The 18,038-nt window shown below is 44.2% G+C and carries 19 protein-coding genes and 2 tRNA genes; 11 read left to right on the forward strand and 10 right to left on the reverse strand.

What is annotated here, in order from left to right; translation table 11 throughout:
- Nucleotides 1-37: 37 nt before the first annotated feature.
- Both NI465_RS06870 and uvrC read right to left on the reverse strand, forming a co-directional pair.
- Nucleotides 38-832: a thioesterase family protein gene (locus NI465_RS06870; RefSeq protein WP_253144769.1), complete on the reverse strand. Its 795-nt coding sequence runs from the start codon at nucleotides 830-832 to the stop codon at nucleotides 38-40.
- A gap of 116 nt (nucleotides 833-948) precedes the next feature.
- Nucleotides 949-2,748, reverse strand: a complete 1,800-nt coding sequence (gene uvrC / locus NI465_RS06875; RefSeq protein ID WP_005108089.1) for an excinuclease ABC subunit UvrC — start codon at nucleotides 2,746-2,748, stop codon at nucleotides 949-951.
- Nucleotides 2,749-2,973: 225 nt separating this feature from the next.
- Between uvrC and NI465_RS06880 the strand changes: the two genes are divergently transcribed.
- On the forward strand, nucleotides 2,974-4,035 hold the full coding sequence (locus NI465_RS06880; RefSeq protein WP_253144771.1) for an AAA family ATPase: 1,062 nt from the start codon (nucleotides 2,974-2,976) through the stop codon (nucleotides 4,033-4,035).
- A 17-nt stretch (nucleotides 4,036-4,052) separates the two neighbouring features.
- Here the strand turns inward: NI465_RS06880 and NI465_RS06885 are convergent, their stop codons facing one another.
- Nucleotides 4,053-4,466: a PH domain-containing protein gene (locus NI465_RS06885; RefSeq protein ID WP_180087579.1), complete on the reverse strand. Its 414-nt coding sequence runs from the start codon at nucleotides 4,464-4,466 to the stop codon at nucleotides 4,053-4,055.
- 586 nt (nucleotides 4,467-5,052) lie between these two features.
- On the opposite strand from NI465_RS06885, the gene fadB reads away from it, so the two are divergent.
- The 5 genes from fadB (at nucleotide 5,053) to NI465_RS06910 (ending at nucleotide 10,901) form a co-directional block, all read left to right on the forward strand.
- Entirely contained in the window at nucleotides 5,053-7,203 is a 2,151-nt protein-coding gene (fadB, locus tag NI465_RS06890) for a fatty acid oxidation complex subunit alpha FadB (protein WP_004729267.1), read from the forward strand.
- A gap of 12 nt (nucleotides 7,204-7,215) precedes the next feature.
- Nucleotides 7,216-8,388: an acetyl-CoA C-acyltransferase FadA gene (gene fadA, locus NI465_RS06895; protein ID WP_004729264.1), complete on the forward strand. Its 1,173-nt coding sequence runs from the start codon at nucleotides 7,216-7,218 to the stop codon at nucleotides 8,386-8,388.
- Nucleotides 8,389-8,534: 146 nt separating this feature from the next.
- The gene (locus tag NI465_RS06900) at nucleotides 8,535-9,260 is read left to right on the forward strand and encodes a hypothetical protein (protein WP_004729261.1); all 726 of its coding nucleotides are present in this window, start codon (nucleotides 8,535-8,537) and stop codon (nucleotides 9,258-9,260) included.
- A gap of 5 nt (nucleotides 9,261-9,265) precedes the next feature.
- Nucleotides 9,266-10,369, forward strand: coding sequence for an XRE family transcriptional regulator (locus tag NI465_RS06905; RefSeq protein ID WP_004729258.1), 1,104 nt, complete (start codon nucleotides 9,266-9,268; stop codon nucleotides 10,367-10,369).
- Between the two features lie 151 nt (nucleotides 10,370-10,520).
- Complete coding sequence (locus tag NI465_RS06910) at nucleotides 10,521-10,901, forward strand: hypothetical protein (RefSeq protein ID WP_253144773.1); 381 nt, start codon at nucleotides 10,521-10,523, stop codon at nucleotides 10,899-10,901.
- A 92-nt stretch (nucleotides 10,902-10,993) separates the two neighbouring features.
- Here the strand turns inward: NI465_RS06910 and tehB are convergent, their stop codons facing one another.
- The 7 genes from tehB to NI465_RS06945 all read right to left on the reverse strand — a co-directional run bounded on the left by tehB (nucleotide 10,994) and on the right by NI465_RS06945 (nucleotide 15,029).
- Complete coding sequence (gene tehB / locus NI465_RS06915) at nucleotides 10,994-11,860, reverse strand: SAM-dependent methyltransferase TehB (RefSeq protein ID WP_253144776.1); 867 nt, start codon at nucleotides 11,858-11,860, stop codon at nucleotides 10,994-10,996.
- 219 nt (nucleotides 11,861-12,079) lie between these two features.
- Nucleotides 12,080-12,352 carry a hypothetical protein gene (locus NI465_RS06920; RefSeq protein WP_253144779.1) on the reverse strand — a complete coding sequence of 91 codons (273 nt, stop codon included), beginning with the start codon at nucleotides 12,350-12,352 and terminating at the stop codon, nucleotides 12,080-12,082.
- Nucleotides 12,353-12,461: 109 nt separating this feature from the next.
- Nucleotides 12,462-13,211 carry a hypothetical protein gene (locus NI465_RS06925; RefSeq protein WP_004729250.1) on the reverse strand — a complete coding sequence of 250 codons (750 nt, stop codon included), beginning with the start codon at nucleotides 13,209-13,211 and terminating at the stop codon, nucleotides 12,462-12,464.
- Nucleotides 13,212-13,437: 226 nt separating this feature from the next.
- Nucleotides 13,438-13,935, reverse strand: coding sequence for a hypothetical protein (locus tag NI465_RS06930; RefSeq protein ID WP_253144887.1), 498 nt, complete (start codon nucleotides 13,933-13,935; stop codon nucleotides 13,438-13,440).
- A gap of 224 nt (nucleotides 13,936-14,159) precedes the next feature.
- Nucleotides 14,160-14,235 (reverse strand) — tRNA-Phe (locus NI465_RS06935).
- A 137-nt stretch (nucleotides 14,236-14,372) separates the two neighbouring features.
- Nucleotides 14,373-14,448: transfer RNA gene (locus NI465_RS06940), tRNA-Phe, on the reverse strand.
- Between the two features lie 203 nt (nucleotides 14,449-14,651).
- The gene (locus tag NI465_RS06945; RefSeq protein WP_004278652.1) at nucleotides 14,652-15,029 is read right to left on the reverse strand and encodes a GNAT family N-acetyltransferase; all 378 of its coding nucleotides are present in this window, start codon (nucleotides 15,027-15,029) and stop codon (nucleotides 14,652-14,654) included.
- Nucleotides 15,030-15,125: 96 nt separating this feature from the next.
- Here NI465_RS06945 and hisB point away from each other — a divergent pair, with 96 nt between their 5' ends.
- From hisB to NI465_RS06970, 5 genes are all read left to right on the forward strand, one after another.
- Complete coding sequence (gene hisB / locus NI465_RS06950) at nucleotides 15,126-15,719, forward strand: imidazoleglycerol-phosphate dehydratase HisB (protein WP_004729244.1); 594 nt, start codon at nucleotides 15,126-15,128, stop codon at nucleotides 15,717-15,719.
- Nucleotides 15,719-16,336 carry an imidazole glycerol phosphate synthase subunit HisH gene (hisH, locus tag NI465_RS06955; RefSeq protein ID WP_004647290.1) on the forward strand — a complete coding sequence of 206 codons (618 nt, stop codon included), beginning with the start codon at nucleotides 15,719-15,721 and terminating at the stop codon, nucleotides 16,334-16,336. Before hisB ends, hisH begins: the two co-directional genes overlap by 1 nt.
- Nucleotides 16,337-16,467: 131 nt before the next feature.
- On the forward strand, nucleotides 16,468-16,986 hold the full coding sequence (locus NI465_RS06960; RefSeq protein ID WP_253144782.1) for a DUF805 domain-containing protein: 519 nt from the start codon (nucleotides 16,468-16,470) through the stop codon (nucleotides 16,984-16,986).
- Nucleotides 16,987-17,089: 103 nt separating this feature from the next.
- Nucleotides 17,090-17,749: a 3'-5' exonuclease gene (locus tag NI465_RS06965; protein ID WP_253144785.1), complete on the forward strand. Its 660-nt coding sequence runs from the start codon at nucleotides 17,090-17,092 to the stop codon at nucleotides 17,747-17,749.
- Between the two features lie 8 nt (nucleotides 17,750-17,757).
- On the forward strand, nucleotides 17,758-17,922 hold the full coding sequence (locus NI465_RS06970; RefSeq protein WP_253144787.1) for a hypothetical protein: 165 nt from the start codon (nucleotides 17,758-17,760) through the stop codon (nucleotides 17,920-17,922).
- Nucleotides 17,923-18,038: the final 116 nt, after the last annotated feature.

Here is an 18,038-nt window from a genome sequence, read left to right on the forward strand (position 1 = left end):
ATAGGCTTCACTTTATACGAATTGACTTGCAGTGTCACTAGGCAAACACCGTCACTGTTTGTCTTGCCATCGCAATCAGGCGATTTTCGGCATCCCAGAGATAGGCATGCTCCGTCGCATAACCATCCGCAGCATAGTCGGTAAATACTTTATATTTAAACCAATCATGCAATTGATGTTGAACCGGATGCACATAGGTCACTGTCCAGGTCAGACTACTCGCAGGTGCCATGTTTTTAAACATCGGTAACACCCCGGGTGGCCAGATATCAAAGATGGCCATCAGGTCGGCGACCAAAAATTCACGGTTGTGATGCTTTTCAGGATGAAATCGGCACCAGCCACCAAAGTCCGGACGAGGACTGGCACTACAAGGCAGATTGATATCCGCCCAAGCCACTTCGAAATGGTCATAACAGTCTGGCATGCCATAACCCGCAGGAATCTGAAACAGCTGCTCTGGCACAGCATAGTCAGGTGCTTGAGCTTGTTGCTGTACCTGAATCTCTGAATCACGGGAAATACCGAAACTGGCAATCAGAATACTTTGCACCGCGTCGTCCTGCCATAAGCGCACTTCAATCGTGGTCACCGACTTGCCCTGCCGCAGGGTTTCGGCACTCAGTCGTACTTTGGCTTGCTGAATCGGGCCAACAAAGGTCACACTGCAACTGAGTAAATGCTTGGCCGGATCATTGATGTGAGTGGCGGCTTTCTGCATCATCATCGCGGCAGCCAGACCGCCATACAGGGTACGGCCCTGTAACCATCCCTGTGGGAACTCTACCCATTCCTGTTCGGTAATTTGTGCATAAAGTGCATGCAAAGACATGTTGATCCCTCAGTAAGTCTTGATGCTCAGTATATTCGGCAAAATTCATCAGGTTGTGAATGTCCTGTGACCCATGCGTCAATACGCATTTTTGCCCTTGCATTCGAGCCCCCAAGTTATTCATGCAACACTTTATAAATCATCCGTGCCATGACTGAACCCAGTCCCGGTACCAATTGCAGATCTCGTTCTGAGGCTTTCAGTACGCCCTGAATCCCGCCAAAATGGGTCAGCAGGTCACGACGGCGTTTAGGTCCCAACCCCGGAATCACTTCCAGTACCGACGAACCCCGTTTCTTGTCGCGTTTGGCACGATGCTTGGTAATCGCAAAGCGGTGTGCTTCATCACGTACCTGCTGAATCAGGTGTAGCGCCTTATGATCTTCCGGTAATTGAATTTTACTGCCATCGGTAAAGTGCAGGGTTTCCAGACCGGGCTTACGTCCCTCACCTTTAGACACACCAACCATAAAGGCATCCAGACCCAGTTCCTGCATAACCTCCATCGCCATGTGCAATTGCCCCTTGCCACCATCAATCAGCAGCAAGTCCGGCAACAGGGCTTTCTTATAACGACGGGTCAGCGCCTGACGCATGGCGGCATAGTCATCGCCCGCCTGAATATCGTGAATGGAAAACTGGCGATAATCGCGCTTGCGCGCACCACCACTATCAAAGACTACACAGGAGGCCACGGTATCTTCGCCCATGGTATGTGAAATATCGAAGCACTCGATCCGGTCTACAGGATGGCCGACCACCTGCTCCAGCTGATGAAAACGCTCATTTAATTCTATATGATTGGCCAGCTTGCCCTGAATCGCGTGCTGTACATTCATCTGCGCCAGTTCCAGCCATTCGGCCCGGGTTTCGCGGACTTTGGACTTGATCTGGATTTTCTTGCCAAAATGCTGCGAGAGTGCTGCTTCCAGTTCTTTACGATCAGCCACTTCCAGATTAACAATCAGTTCAGCCGGAATTTCATCGGCCACCTGAAAATAAAAATTGGCAATAAAATCGGCCAGCATCTGCCCCAGGTCATCACTGAGCATATCTGGGAAATAACTTTTTCCACCCAGCATTTTGCCGTTGCGCACATGCATGATCTGCACACAGGTCACCCCGGCCTGATAGGCAATCGACAGGATATCGGCTTCGCCTTTGAGCTTATAGATCGCCTGCTGCGACTGTACGTCTCTTAACAATGCCATCCGGTCACGATAGAACACCGCTTTTTCAAATTCCAGCGCTTCAGCGGCCGCTTCCATTTTTGCGATCAGTTCCTGATTCAGCTCCTTGGTATCGCCCTGCAAAAATCGGATCGAGTTATCGACATCTGCCTTATAGTCTTCCGGAGAAATAAATCCGACACAGGGCGCAGAGCAGCGTTTGATCTGGTATTGCAGACATGGCCGGGTCCGGTTGGCAAAAAAACTATTTTCGCAGGAGCGCACATTAAACAGTTTTTGTAGCACCACCAGAGTATCCCGGGCGGTATACGCACTCGGATAAGGTCCAAAAAACTTGCCCACCTGGTGCTTGCCCTTGCCGCGCCCACTGGCTAAACGCGGATAGGGTTTATCTGCCGAAACAAAAATATAGACATAAGATTTGTCATCACGCAGCATGATGTTATAGGGCGGATGATGCAGCTTGATCAGGTTCTGTTCCAGCAACAAGGCTTCAGTTTCAGAACGTACCACCAGGGTCTGGATATCATAAATCCGTGCCACCAAGGCCTGGGTTTTGGGATGATCCAGCGTTTTGACAAAATAGCTGGAGACCCGGTTTTTCAGGTTTTTGGCTTTACCCACATACAATAATTCACCGTCTTTGCCATACATCCGGTAGACCCCGGGCAGGCTGGTCATATTCGCCAGGATTTTTTCAATATGGGGGCGTGCGTTTTCGTTCACCTAAAGCCTATTTTTCACCTACAATCTGCAGATATATGTGATGATTGTTGCGTCATTTTCAAGCAAAAACACAAAATTCCCCTGAAGCTGCCACTTAATCTTAAAGTTCCTGTCGGGTTATCCCCCCAATCTATAATCCTCACGACATAAACTGATTGTTAAAAGCTATAAGTTTCAACCTTTAACTTTGTTATGCTCAAAAAGTCTAGTTTTGAGATGATTCGCATGACCCTGCAGCAATCGGGCATTCATATTGTTCAACCCTCCACCTCCACCCATCACCCGTCTGAACGTGCTCGCCTGATTGGTAAACCGCGTTTTCATTTCGAGCCGAGTAAGGTAATGCAACTGCTACGTGAACGGATTATTGGGCAGGATGCAGCCCTGAATGAAATTGAAAAAATGTTGCATGTGGTCAAGGCAGATTTTTCCAGTCCGGATCGCCCTTTGTCGGTTACCTTGATGCTGGGCCCTACTGGCGTCGGTAAAACAGAAACCGTGCGTCTGATTGCCGATGCGATCTATGGCCGCCCGGATGCCTTTTGCCGGATTGATATGAATACTCTGGCACAGGAACATTATGCGGCGGCTTTGACCGGCGCACCGCCCGGTTATGTGGGATCAAAGGAAGGTCACAGCCTGTTTGATGAAACTGCGATTGCCGGCAGTCATACCCGTCCCGGCATCATGCTGTTTGATGAGCTGGAAAAAGCCAGTAACGAAGTGATTCGCGGCTTGATGAACGTGCTGGATACTGGCCGGCTGACCTTGACAGCGGGCACTAAAACTATCGATTTTCGCAACTGCATGATCTTTATGACCAGCAATGTCGGGGCACAGGCGGCGCAGCAATATCTGGACAAACTCAGCTATCTGCCTGAGAAAATGCAGGCACTGTGTCTGAAGCGCGTTCCCACCCAGCGCATCATTGAAAAAGTCATGCAGCGTAAATTCGACCCTGAATTTCTGAACCGGATTGACCGCAGCCTGCATTATCAGGCGGTACAGCATGATGCCCTGCCACGTCTGGTCGAAATTGAACTGGATAAACTGAACAAGCGCTTGCAACATCAGCAACGCAGCGTGCATTTAAGCGCTTCAGCCAAAGCCTATTTCTATCAGGACCATGATATTCGTTACGGCGCCCGGCATTTGGGCCGCAAGATGCGTACCGAACTGGAGCCGATTCTGGCGCTGTATTTTTTAAACCAGCCTGAGCAGTTCAGTCTGCATCTGGACTGTGTCGATGGACAGCTGGTGGTTCTGCCTGAGCAAGCAAAAGCTTAACTAAGGCAGACTCGATATCAGTTTTTATTCGGCTGAAGCACCTGTATAAAAGCAGTTTGATCTTTGGGTGAAACCAATATAAATTTCTGCACGCCCGCATCAGTATAGTCAATCCGCAGACGCTTTAAAGATAAGGCTGGCGCAATGATAGAGTGGTCTGTGGGCTGAATGGATTGGATTTCACTTAACGGAATCTTCCAGCTTAACCACAGGCTTTTTATGGTCAATACCCCATTGTACATCACATAGCGCGTACTCCACAGCGGCCACCATAAAATGATAATAGTCAGGACATAAACCGCAGTGTGCAGCGGATATTGCTGCATAGTGCCTTTGGCCTGCATGGTCAGCAGTAGTTGCAGCAACAGGCCACTCATACAAATCACAAAAGCCAGCAGCCACCAGTCTTTTTTAGAACGAAATACGTGCATCGATATCCCCCATATCTAAGTGCAAGATCATCATAAACAATTCCATAGCAGATGACAGGGATTCAACCCGGCAGGATGGAAATTATTTTAAATCACACATCGACAGGATCGTTCCCATTTTCGATCTCATCAGAAAAGTTCAGTAACTCAAATGATCTAATACACTGTTATTTGTGCTGATTAAATACTATCAGCAAAGACCTGAAAGCCCTGCGCTCAGCATACTTCGAGGCTAAAAATGGCAAGTTCAAGGATAGAAATTGACTGAATTGACAAAATTCCGCTAGAAATGCACCTTGAAAATCAGTCACCCTGCTCCATATCTATCAGGCTGATTGATAAAAAATAATGAATTGAAACAAAATCTTTGGTTCATCTTCTTTTAGAAAACTGAAAGGAAAAGTTATAGCGGGGCGGATCAGTCTGGCAGAAATTGATGACCATTGCGTCACGGCTTGATACAACTTGTTATGTTCTTTTTGGATATAGTTATCGTAAGATTAGCGAAGTCAAAAAGTGCGCGGGACATGCGCACTTGCTTCACAACATCAACTTAGAAGTCCTCCAAAATAAAGGAGATCAGGGCATGATCCACGCTGGCAATGCCATTACCGTCCAAATGCTTGAGGACGGGATTGCAGAATTCCGCTTTGACTTACAAGGTGAGTCCGTTAACAAATTCAACCGTGCAACGATTGAAGATTTCAAGGCTGCTATCGAAGCCGTCTCCCATGCCGATATTCAAGGTCTGATTGTGACTTCAGGCAAATCTACATTTATTGTAGGTGCTGATATCACTGAATTCGGCGACAACTTTGCTCAGGGTGAACAAGCGATTGTTGACTGGGCAATGCCAGTACATGAAATTTTTAACAGCTTCGAAGACCTCGACATTCCTAAAGTGGCTGCCATTAATGGCATGGCACTGGGTGGCGGTTTCGAAATGTGCCTGGTGTGTGACTACCGTGTCATGTCAGAACAGGCGCAAGTGGGCCTGCCTGAAATCAAGCTGGGTATCTTCCCTGGCTTCGGTGGTACAGTACGCTTAAGCCGTCTGATCGGTATCGACAACGCGGTAGAATGGATGGCAATGGCCAATCCTAAAAAGCCGGCTGCTGCACTGAAAGACGGCGCAGTCGATGCTGTCGTTCCTGCTGACAAGCTACAAGATGCTGCACTTGATCTGGTAAAACAGGCGATTCATGGCCGTTTAGACTGGAAAACCAAGCGTCAGGAAAAACTCGATCCAGTTAAACTCAGCCCGATCGAACAGATGATGGCGTTTAACTCATCGAAAGGCATGGTTTTAGCAAAAGCGAATCCAGCTCAATACCCTGCGCCAAAATTATTGCTTGATTCATTACAAGCCGGTGCGAGCCTGCATCGTGATGACGCGCTGAAAGCGGAAGCTGAAGGCTTTGCTAAAGCAGCAGTCACACCACAAGCAGGTGCCTTGATCGGTTTGTTCCTGAACGACCAGATCGTGAAAAAAACCTCGAAGCGCTATGAAAAAGGTGCGCATCCAGTGAACCAAGCGGCTGTTCTAGGCGCGGGTATCATGGGTGGTGGTATTGCTTACCAAGCGGCAAGCAAAGGCACACCGATCATCATGAAAGACATCGGTAACCAGCAACTTGCTTTGGGTATGAAAGAAGCCAATGGTTTACTGACCAAACAAGTTGAACGTAAGAAGATGAAGCCTGCTCAAATGGGTGAAACTCTTGCTCGCATCCGTCCAACTTTAAGCTATGACGAGTTTAAAGAAGTGGACATCGTGATCGAAGCCGTAACTGAAAATCCAAAAGTCAAAGGCATCGTACTGAAAGAAACTGAAGCGAAAGTTCGTGAAAACACGATCATTGCATCTAATACTTCTACGATTTCAATCACGCGCCTGGCTGAAAACCTGGAACGTCCTGAAAACTTCGTGGGCATGCACTTCTTTAACCCGGTACACATGATGCCACTGGTTGAAGTGATCCGCGGTGCGAAAACTTCTGACGAAGCGATTGCAACGACTGTGGTGCTTGCTCAGAAAATGGGTAAAACACCAATCGTGGTCAATGACTGCCCGGGCTTCCTGGTGAACCGCGTATTGTTCCCTTACTTCGGTGCATTTGACCTGTTGCTTAAAGATGGTGCTGACTTCCAGCAAATCGATAAAGTCATGGAAAAATTTGGCTGGCCAATGGGTCCTGCTTACCTGATGGACGTTGTCGGTATCGACACTGGCGTACACGGTGCAGAAGTGATGGCTGAAGGCTTCCCGGATCGTATGAAACCTGATTTCAAAGGTTCGATTCAGGTAATGTACGAAAACAAACGTCTGGGTCAAAAGAACGACGTTGGTTTCTACAAGTATGAACTTGACCGTAAAGGCAAAAAAGCCAAAGTGGTTGATCCAACTGCGTATGAGCTTGTGGCATCTGTTGCAACTGCGGAAAAACGTGAATTTGACGCTCAGGAAATCATTGATCGCATGATGCTGGCTTTCTGTAACGAAACTGTTCGTTGCCTGGAAGACAACATTGTAGCCACTGCTGCTGAAGCAGATATGGCCATGATCATGGGTGTTGGTTTCCCTCCATTCCGTGGTGGTCCATGCCGTTACATCGATCAAACCGGTGTAGCTGAGTATGTTGCGCTTTGCAATAAGTATGCGCACCTTGGTAAAGCTTATGAAGCGCCAGAAATGTTGCGCGAAATGGCTGCTAACAACAAAAAATTCTACGGTTAAGGAGCAACGTGAATGGCTACTTTAAATCCACGTGACGTTGTCATCGTTGATGGCGTACGTTCAGCAATGGGTAAAACCAAAAACGGTATGTTCCGCAATGTACGTGCCGACTCGATGTCTGCTGAGCTTGTCCGTGCCCTCTTGGTACGTAACGAATTCGACCCGCATGAAGTTGAAGACGTAATCTGGGGCTGTGTGAACCAAACCCTAGAACAAGGTATGAACATTGCCCGTAATATCGCATTACTAGCAGACCTGCCGAAAACTGTTGCGGGTCAAACGGTAAACCGTCTTTGTGGTTCGTCTATGCAGGCGATTCACACTGCGGCTGCGCAAATTGCGACGAACCAGGGTGATATCTTCATCATCGGTGGTGTTGAGCACATGGGCCATGTGGGCATGATGCACGGCATCGACCTGAACCCTGAAGCGTCTAAGCATTATGCCAAAGCGTCGAACATGATGGGCTTAACTGCTGAAATGCTCGGTCGCATGAACGGTATTAGCCGTGAAGAACAGGATGCGTTCGGTGTGGAATCACATCGCCGTGCCTGGGCTGCGACTGAAAACGGTCTGTTCCAGAATGAGATCGTCGGCATTGAAGGTCATAATGCAGATGGCTACAAAATCCTGTGTGATATCGATGAAGTGATCCGTCCAGATGCGAACCTTGAATCGTTCAAATCTTTGCGTCCAGTATTCGATCCGAAAGGCGGTACAGTAACTGCAGCGACTTCTTCAGCGTTGTCTGATGGTGCTTCTGCAATGTTATTGATGTCTGCTGAACGTGCTCAAGCTTTAGGTCTTAAGCCACGTGCTGTAATTCGCTCTATGGCGGTTGCGGGCTGTGATGCTGCGATCATGGGTTATGGTCCGGTTCCGGCAACACAAAAAGCGTTGAAACGCGCTGGCCTGTCAATTGCTGATATTCAAACCTTTGAATTGAACGAAGCATTTGCAGCACAAGGTCTGTCTGTTCTTAAAGGCTTAGGCATTTATGACAAGCAAGACATCGTGAACCATAACGGTGGCGCGATTGCATTGGGTCACCCATTGGGTTGTTCTGGTGCGCGTATCACAACAACATTGTTGAACGTAATGGAGCAACAAGATACGCAAATTGGTCTTGCGACGATGTGTATTGGCCTTGGTCAAGGTATTGCAACAGTGATCGAACGTGTTTAATGCTTAATTAAATACCGAGATCAAAAGAAACCCCGCTTATTGCGGGGTTTTTTGTAAGCAAAAGATTCAAACAATTGATTTAAATATATTAATGCCTACCTTCATGTTATAAAAACGATATTAAACAAAAATATGAGGGTTAAAATTTGTCAAATCGTGAACTTTTTTCTCAAGAAGAGCAAGAAAATTTCAATACACAATTCTTTGAAAATGATCAGGCACATGAAAAAGCAAATGAGCTTGGATTTTTTGATTGCAACTTGCTATTTAATGCTTTGGAAATTATCGATAATGCTTTTGAATTAAAAGATGAAAATAATGATATGAAGTTTGTGTCACGTTCTGGTGACTTCAAACAGGCTATCGGGCTGGCGTTAAAAAGGTCCCTTAATACAAATTGGCAATTCAAAAATATAGATGGTCAAAGATGTTTAGTTTCAGACGAAGAAAAGAAAATTATTCTTTTTGCTTCTGCTAATCATGCACTAGGATATAGTGACTCACAACTAACTACTGCCTCCCCTAAAGGAATAAAGACTAAAGATAAAGTTCATAAGAATTATGGCTCTTATACTGATAAAGACTTATTTAAAACTTGGATATGTTTTTATCCCTCAAGAAAAGACATTCGCTACCTTCAAGATGATAGATCTCAAATAAAAATAGAATTAGCCTTTCCAACATCTTATACAATTGTGAAAGAGTCAGGAAAAGATAAATTTTTAGTTAAAAATTATTTAATTAGACTCATACTAAACAATCAAAATCCTAATAATGATTTTAATCCAAAGTTAAGAAAACCTAGTCCTGATCTCACTACATCTAGTACAATCACTGAAGAGGATTTACCTATTAACTTGAAAGCCGGCTAGAGGAAATGCAAGTAATTGATCGAACTAGATTAAAGGTTGCGAAGGATTTGCGACGCTTGTCCAATAAAGATTTTGCTAATCTTTTAGGTTGCTCTGAGCCTAAAATTCGTAAAATTTTAACAGATGGAAAATATCCTATTAGTTGTGAAGATTTTCAGCAAATAACTGAAAAATTGGGTTTGCCTGCTAGCTTTTTTTTAGCGGACGATAATCTCGAATTAGTCAATTCGTCCGACATTTTTTATAGGTCAGCAGCTAGAATTAAGGCTGAATATAGAAATGCAAATGAAGCCTATATTCTATTAGCAAAAAAAATTAACCTTTACTTTGAGAGTAAATTAACTCTTCCTAAATTTAGTTTCCCTGATCTTGAAATTTTTGAATCTAATCACCCAGACTATCCATCAAGTGTTGCAAATAATTTAAGAGGTTTTTGGGGATTAGGCATCCAACCCGTTAATAATATTATTGCGCTACTTGAGCTAAAGGGTTTTCGCGTCTTTCGCCTACCTTTTGATATAAAACAAATGGATGCACTTTCTTTTTTTGATGAACAAAGTGGCAATCCTTTTATATTCTTAAATGATTTTAAATCATTTGAAAGACAACGCTTTGACGCTGCTCATGAACTTGGTCATATGATTCTGCACAAAGATGATAATGCCGAATACAATCGAACAAAAGAAAGTGAAGCAGATCAATTCGCTTCAGAATTTCTGATGCCTTATGAAGGCTTTACCAGTAATTTACCAAAAAATTTAAGTATTCAATCTATGATTGAGTATAAAAAATATTGGCGTGTCTCACTTAAAGCTGTGAATTATCGTTGCCATAAATTAGATTTGATTTCTGATTGGATTTATAAAAACAACTCAATTCGTATAAATTCTTTTGGATATCATTTGAATGAACCTGATCCAACTTATGGTGATCAATCTCTGTTTTACTCAAAAATTTTAAAAACTTTAGCCACTCAAGATGGTTTTAGTATTTCTAAAATGCTAGATGGAATCGGCATTTCTCGTTCAGATTTCAATGATCTAACATTTTATTCAATAGATAAATTTGAAGAATCTAAACCTAGACCTAAACTTTATGTCGTTAGTTAAAGCTCTTCGGAGCTTTTTTTATTTAAATCAAAATGTTATCTATTTGTAAAATTGGTTTATTTTTCAGTCACTTAAATCTTGATTATGAATCACTTAAATTTTATAAGCGTATGATCAAACCTCTTTTTCCTATTTCCTTAAAAGGGTTTATATGAACATGCTTAAAACAATGATCGCAACTGCAATCGTAGCGACTTCTGCATCTGCAATGGCAACTGAAGCTCAAGTTGCGCCAGCAACTATTGTAACCAAAACAACCCAAACTGTTGCTAAAGAAACTGCTGCACCTGTACAAGCGAAAGTTGAAGCGACTCAAGCGACTGTTGCTGCAAATCAACAAGCGGCTGAAACTAAAGCTGAAGCAGTAAAAACAGAAGCGACGACTCAAGTAGAAATGGCTCAAGCTACAGCAGAACAACACGTTGAAGCTGTGAAAACTGAAGCAGTAGAAACCAAAGACGCCGCTGCTGAAAAAGCAGAAGTAAAAGCTGAGAAAAAAGGCTGGTTCTCTTGGTTTAAAAAAGCAGCTTAAGATTCTTTAAGCATAAAAAAAGATGTCAGCCTGACATCTTTTTTTGTTTTGGATGATTTAATTTATTTTCAGGAATTAAAAGACTTAATCTTCTATTCAGCCTTCTGCGCCAGCATCGTGGCAAAATGCTGTTTAATCCGCTGGCCTTGCTCATCGACACGATACAGCTCACCAATATCTTCATTGTATTTCACAATATTCCAGCCCTCATAATACCCTCGCAACTCCCCCGGCTGAAAAGCAAATGGAAAATCGGCTTGTGCCGGAATATCTGGCGTATCCATGGCACAAACAATCAGGTTATAGCCACCTGGCACGGTCGCCTGCTGCATCTGTGCAATGAGCGGTGGAATGGTTTTCGCCTCAAGGAACATCATCACCACGGTACAGTAGATAAAGTCATATTGGCCTGCAATGCTGGTATCCGTGTTGAGATCGCGGCGCTGTACCTGCACATGATCAATCTGCTCGGTCTGTACAATCTGTCTTAAGGTTTGCAAACTGTTTTCGTTGACATCCCAGGCATCGACCTTAAAGCCGTTCTGACTCAAATAAAGCGCATTACGCCCTGTACCACAGCCGACATCCAGCGCACGGCCACCTTTTAAATAGGGCATCGCTGCCAGCACTTCAGAATGGGTAGGATTCAACTGATATTTCTTGATGAAGTAATCCTCAGGCTGGCAGTAAAAACGCAGCTGACATTCGACATCTTCACTGACAGAAACAATTTTGTGCCAGGCCTCAGGCCGAATAAATGGCGGTTGCTGCTCTGGTGTAAACACATGCTCGGATTGCACTGCGCCAGATTCTTCCAGCATGGCAAAACGCAGCTCACCTTTTAATACTGTCAGTTTCGCCCAGGTACCCGCTTTGGTATTGTGCTGATTCTTGAAGCCCTGAGGAATACTCTGCTGAGTCCAGACTGGAAGTTCCTTATAACATTTCAACTGTTGCATAATTTTTTGCCCTCCATATCATCCATGCTCCGCCTGTCATTCTTTTGGCAGCGGTAATAAGTTTCAGCATAGCCTGTTCAAATCGGAATTGGAATCAGCGCCTGTTCGTACTGTGCCGATGCATGCAACAGCAAGATCAATACCAAATCTAGAAAAATAAAAAAGCTGCCTCTATTCAGACAGCTCGGTTGTATATCAATGAGGAATATGGCGACTCGATTAATGTAGCAGTTCCGACTTCAGCCAGTTGATGTATTTGTCCTGATCCATAAAATCCGGTGCGCTCCCCAGATCCAGACTGAAATACTGCTGATTGAACTGAATCACAATCTGTTCGGTATAGTGCCAGTCCTCGATCAGCGTGAAATATTGATTTAAGAACAATCGGTTCTTATCCCCGTTATTCATCCTTTGTAATTTTGGACATTTTTTATTTGCGACAAACTCACCGTACACCTGCTGAATATCAGCAAAAACCCGAATTGTTTGCATGACTCACCTGCTTAAATGTTATGTCGTGATCTGTGCGACCCCTTCAATTTAGCAAGCGAGTTTGAACAGCAGATGACAGTCCTATGGCAATCCTGTCATCTAGGTCATGCTACAACTTGTTTTCAACCGCTTTCTGATTGGCAGTCGCCACTCGTTCCATCTGTTTATTCAAGTGCAGCATTTCTTTATACAGCGCATTAAATTCTTGCACGGCTTTATCGTCATAGAACATAAAGGTGTTATTTTTCTTTTGCCATTTATGCTTTTTCAGTACTGCAAATAAGGCATCAGCCTTGGCCAGCGTCTGTTTTTCAATTTCAAAAATGACATGTGCATTACTATTTTGCTGACTGTCTTTCAGGGTCAGGCTCAGTTGCTGGCGATAACGGTTTTTAATATCCAGTTGTTGTGCCTTGTCGATCAGCTCGGCATCGCGCTGCTGGATTTTCTGCTGATAGCTGTTCACAATTTGATGGACTTGCTTGAGCATCGCTTCCGTTTCTTTATAGCCTTGTGCCTGATCCTTGGCCAAGCGGTCGATATTCAGAAAATTCTGCCAGTTGGCGGCTTTTAAGTCGCGTAGATACTGATTGCGTTCCTCGGCACTGTCGCGCAATTGCCCCAGCATAAATTCTGCCATGATGGCATAGTCACCATCCAGACGGTCATCCTCAAGTTCAATCTGAATTGGTTTAGACCAGTCCTGTGCCTGCTGCGCAATGCTCTCAGTTTTTTCTTCGAGCACGGTTTCATATTCGAGCAGCTCGGCCTGATGTTTTTGCTGAACCGAATTCTGATAAAACAGCCCAATAAAAATTGCCAGTGTCACAGCGGCTACAATCATAAAAACACGCGGCATGTATACGCTCCAGCTCTGTCAGTCAGATCTTGTTGATTTACATCCACTATGCTTATTTTTTAAATACAATTCAAGGCATTTGATTTTTCCAATAATATGTCTAGCTTAGACAGAAATTGCTCCTCTCACAAAGCTACCCTTTCCCAGAACAGTATTTTGTCGATCTCATTGCATGTTAGCTTTGACAAGCTCGTTAAACAAAGTTATCTAGACCAACAGGCACACATTATGGGGAATTAAACGGCAGGCTCAGATTCAGCCGGTTCGGATCGAATTGTTCGCGGACAATACTCACATTGGTGGCATCGCGGTTAATTCCAAAAGGTTGCAGCAATACATACACCCCATTTCTTGGGTCTGAAGACTGCAAGCCCTGTGCGATGGCCAATACATATTCACGGAACACCACAGGCAGGCTATCCAGATCAGGATCGGCAGGTGCACGCATCACATCAATATTCGCCACTACGTCGCCGTCCACGCTATAGGCTTGAATTTCACGTTCAATTTTCATCAGGCGCATTTGCAGGGCCTTACGCTGGCTGTTCTGCTCCTGATAAGGCAACATTTTTTCAGTCACGGCGCGCAGTTCCGGTTCCGCCATGACAGTCAGAGTCGGCAACACCACTGAATCAGCAGCAGGCGCAGCATGGCTTAAGATCGGTAGGCTAAAAGCAGTACAGACCGTAAGAAAGCCTAGTTTAATTGGTGTTAGGAGATTCATCATTTTCACCCTCGTTTGGAAAAGGGAAAGCGTCAAAGCTAAATCTTACAAATAATGCCAGTGCCTATTGTTAAGTTTGATAAACGGTCAATCAGGAAGAAAAAAGCAGGAAACGTCGAAAAAGAAGAAGTTGAAACAACTGAAAAATAGAAAAGAATAATGTTGATCTGGCTTTGGTGCAGGCAAAAAAAATCCCCAAACCAAGTTTGAGGATTTTTTGAATATGGTGGCGAGACCCAGGATCGAACTGGGGACACACGGATTTTCAATCCGTTGCTCTACCTACTGAGCTATCACGCCGATGCGGTGTATTAAGCCGTATCTGGCCTCATTAGTCAATCAAAATTATGAAAAAAATATTTGAATGGCTGATTTTTGGCCTAAAAAAAATCCCTGATGGGATCAGGGATTGAAAACTTTGAAATCGTTTTAAAATATGGTGGCGAGACCCAGGATCGAACTGGGGACACACGGATTTTCAATCCGTTGCTCTACCTACTGAGCTATCACGCCGATGTCGCGTATTAAACAGTTTCAGTTGTAAATCGTCAAGAGCAGAGAGAATAATTTTCACCAAATGTTTACTTTTCCATCAACCCACGTCAATTTGAGTCATAAATCGAACAGTGTTTACCAAAGACCTCAGCAATAAAACAGATTTAAGCGCTTATTTACATAAAAAAGCAGCCTAACGGCTGCTTAGGTTTAATCTATTTTCAGATTTTTTCTAGATTGGCCAGACAACGATGAATGGCCCCACAGCCCGGCACAAAGTTTTTCACGCCTTTTTCTTCTTCCATGCGGCAAACTTCGCTCACCAGCCTTTCTGCCACACCACGACCGCGGTTGGCCGGATGTACGACGATATTTTCCAGAATCCGGCTTTCACCCTGTCCAGTGCACCAGATTGCCCCAATAATTTTGCTATTAAATTCTGCGCTATAAACTGAGGTATACTGTGCAAGGTTTTGCTCTAGTTGTTCCATGGCATCTGCCCCGTCGCTAAATTCCGGGCTCGTGTCATACAGTCGCTCAAGCTGGCTGCGCACTTCGTCATTTTCTAAAGAAGTATAAGCATGTACGGTGATAGGCATTGATAAACCCTCCTGAGCAATCTAATATGCGGTGACTTCGTCACGGCGAAAATATTTTCTACATCAATCATTTTGACGTATTTGAGGAACGTGTCTATGACAGATCGTATCAGTGAAGTGGTAAGAAATACCAACGAAACCAAAATTCGAGTTCGTTTGAATCTCGACGGTACTGGTCAAGGCACCTTAAACACGGGTATTCCCTTTTTAGATCATATGATTGATCAAATCAAGCGTCATGGCCTGTTTGATATTGATATTCATTGTGATGGCGATCTGGAAATCGACGACCATCATACCGTAGAAGACTGCGGTATTACGTTAGGTCAGGCTTTCGCGCAAGCACTGGGCGATAAAAAAGGTTTGAAACGCTATGGCCATTTCTATGCGCCACTTGATGAATCTTTAAGCCGTGTCGTGGTGGATCTGTCTGGTCGTCCGGGCCTGTTTATGGATATTCCATTTACCCGTGCCATGATCGGCCGTTTTGATGTAGACCTGTTCTCTGAATTTTTCCAGGGCTTTGTAAACCATTCTTTGATGACGGTGCATATCGACAACCTGAAAGGCAAAAACAGCCATCACCAGATCGAAAGCGTATTTAAAGCATTTGCGCGTGCGCTGCGTATGGCCTGTGAAGTGGATCCACGTGCTGCCAATACGGTAGCTTCAACCAAAGGTACACTGTAATGACCCGTATTGCCCTTCTTGATTATGGCATGGGAAATTTGCACTCTGCGGCAAAAGCATTAGAACATGTCGGTGCCACGGTTGATGTGACCAATGATCCAAAACTGATTGCACAAGCAGACAAGATTGTTTTTCCGGGCGTAGGCGCGATGCGTGACTGTATGCAAGGCATGCACGAAGCCGGGATTGATGAAGTGGTACGCAATGCCGTATTTAACAAACCGGTATTGGCCATTTGTGTCGGCATGCAAGCCTTGATGCAGCATTCTGAAGAGAATGGTGGTACCGATGCACTGGGTATTTTCGAAGGTGCGGTTAAGCATTTCCCAGAAATGGCGGGCTTAAAAGTGCCGCATATGGGCTGGAACCAGGTGCATCAGGTCGAGCCTGATCATCCGATGTGGAACAATATCGAACAGGACGCGCGTTTTTACTTTGTGCACAGTTACTATGTAGAACCACAAGATTCAGAATTGGTGGCAGCTACTTGTACCTATGGCATTGAGTTCTGCACAGCGATTCATAAAGAAAACCTGTTTGCGACCCAGTTCCATCCGGAAAAGAGCCATACCGCCGGTTTGCAGTTATTGAAAAACTTTGTGGATTGGAAAATCTGATTTTCCTTTCGCCTAAAAAGCTCGCAAATTGCGAGCTTTTTTATTGATTGTTTTTTACACTTTTCATTTATAAAAAATCCCTTTATCATAGACTTACTTATAAAAAATCTAATGAAAACAAAGGAAAAATAATGAGTAATACAATTCAGGATTCGGGGTGGAATGCATCAGGACGTTTTGGGCGACGTTCTTATATCGCATGGAATATGCTGCTTGGTTTTTGCTTTATGATCATCGGAATCATTGCTGCTTTTATTTTACCTGGAATGAGTCCTGAGACTTTAGATGGTAAAATGTCCATGCCTTTAATGGTGATGTTGGTTTTGATCTACGGCGTTGCAATTTATTTTAGCGTGATTTTTTTAATTCGTCGTTTACATGACCGCAATCATAATGGCTGGCTTTCTTTACTGATTTTTGTGCCGGTCGTGAACCTTGTCTTTACACTTTACCTGTTATTGGCACCCGGTCACAACGAAAATAATGAATATGGTCCTCCACGCACTACACGTGGCTGGGAAACGCTTTTGGTGGTGCTGTATCTGGTACTCGCGGTTATTTTGGCAGCCTTTGCTGTCCCTGCTTATCAGAATTATGTTGAACGTGCTCAACAGGCACAGATGGAACAGAGTAGCTATCACACTGATTAATCCTGTTTAAATTCTGCATAAAGCCCATTCTGCATGGGCTTTATTTTTGCCTAGAACAGGAAAAATGGTTAAGCTGAACGCATTCATTTCATGATTAATGCGTATGGAACAGCGGCTGGACACTTTACCAAGCAAGGAACAAATTCAGGCCTTTCCTGTATTTCAAAATCTTCCGATGCAACAGATTCAGGTGATTAATAGCCTGGAACAATGTCATGCTCTTGAACAGGAACTAAAAAGCTGTGCAGTCCTGGGTTTCGATTCTGAATCCAAGCCCACCTTTAAAGTCGGTGAAGTCTCTACTGGGCCACATCTGATTCAGCTGGCGACTTTAGACAAAGCCTATTTATTTCAAATGAATGATTCGATCTGGGATTTTCTTAAACCGATCTTTGCCAGTCGCGAGCAGATCAAGGTCGGTTTTGGCCTGAAAAATGATGCGCACCTGTTCCGTAAAAAAGGAATTGAACTGAATAGTGTGATTGAACTGTCTAAATGTTTTAAAGCTTTTGGTTTAAACAATCCGGTCGGATTAAAAAATGCCATGGCATTGTTGTTTCAACTGAATTTCCCCAAATCCAAACGGATTAGCACCTCGAACTGGGCCAACAAGAAGCTCAGCCCGGCACAAATTGACTATGCAGCCGCAGATGCCTATGCGCCCATGCTGGTATTTGAAGAATTACTGCGTCGGGATTTATTATCCAGACAGATTCCCAATACTTCATTAAAATTAAGAATCCGCCCTTCATCGACGGCTTAATCGCTTGCATGGCCTGCTGGTACTGGCAACTTGATGTACGCATGAAAGCTGTAATGAGCGTGGTCGATGAGAGAGCTGTGACTTTAGTAGATCTTACAGCTTCGATTATCGACCCGCTCAGTACACGATCCGTTATGGAAAATCTGATCTCCATTCAAGAGACGGATCATTAAAATCATTAAAACGAGCAAAATAAATTACCTCACTGCTACCTATCTATGGACAGATTTTCTTTATTCATACCGTTTAAGAGTTAGAAATTTCGACTTTATTTGCTAAGATGAATACA

The sequence above is a fragment of the Acinetobacter lwoffii genome (assembly GCF_024129855.1).
Lineage (GTDB): Bacteria > Pseudomonadota > Gammaproteobacteria > Pseudomonadales > Moraxellaceae > Acinetobacter > Acinetobacter lwoffii_L.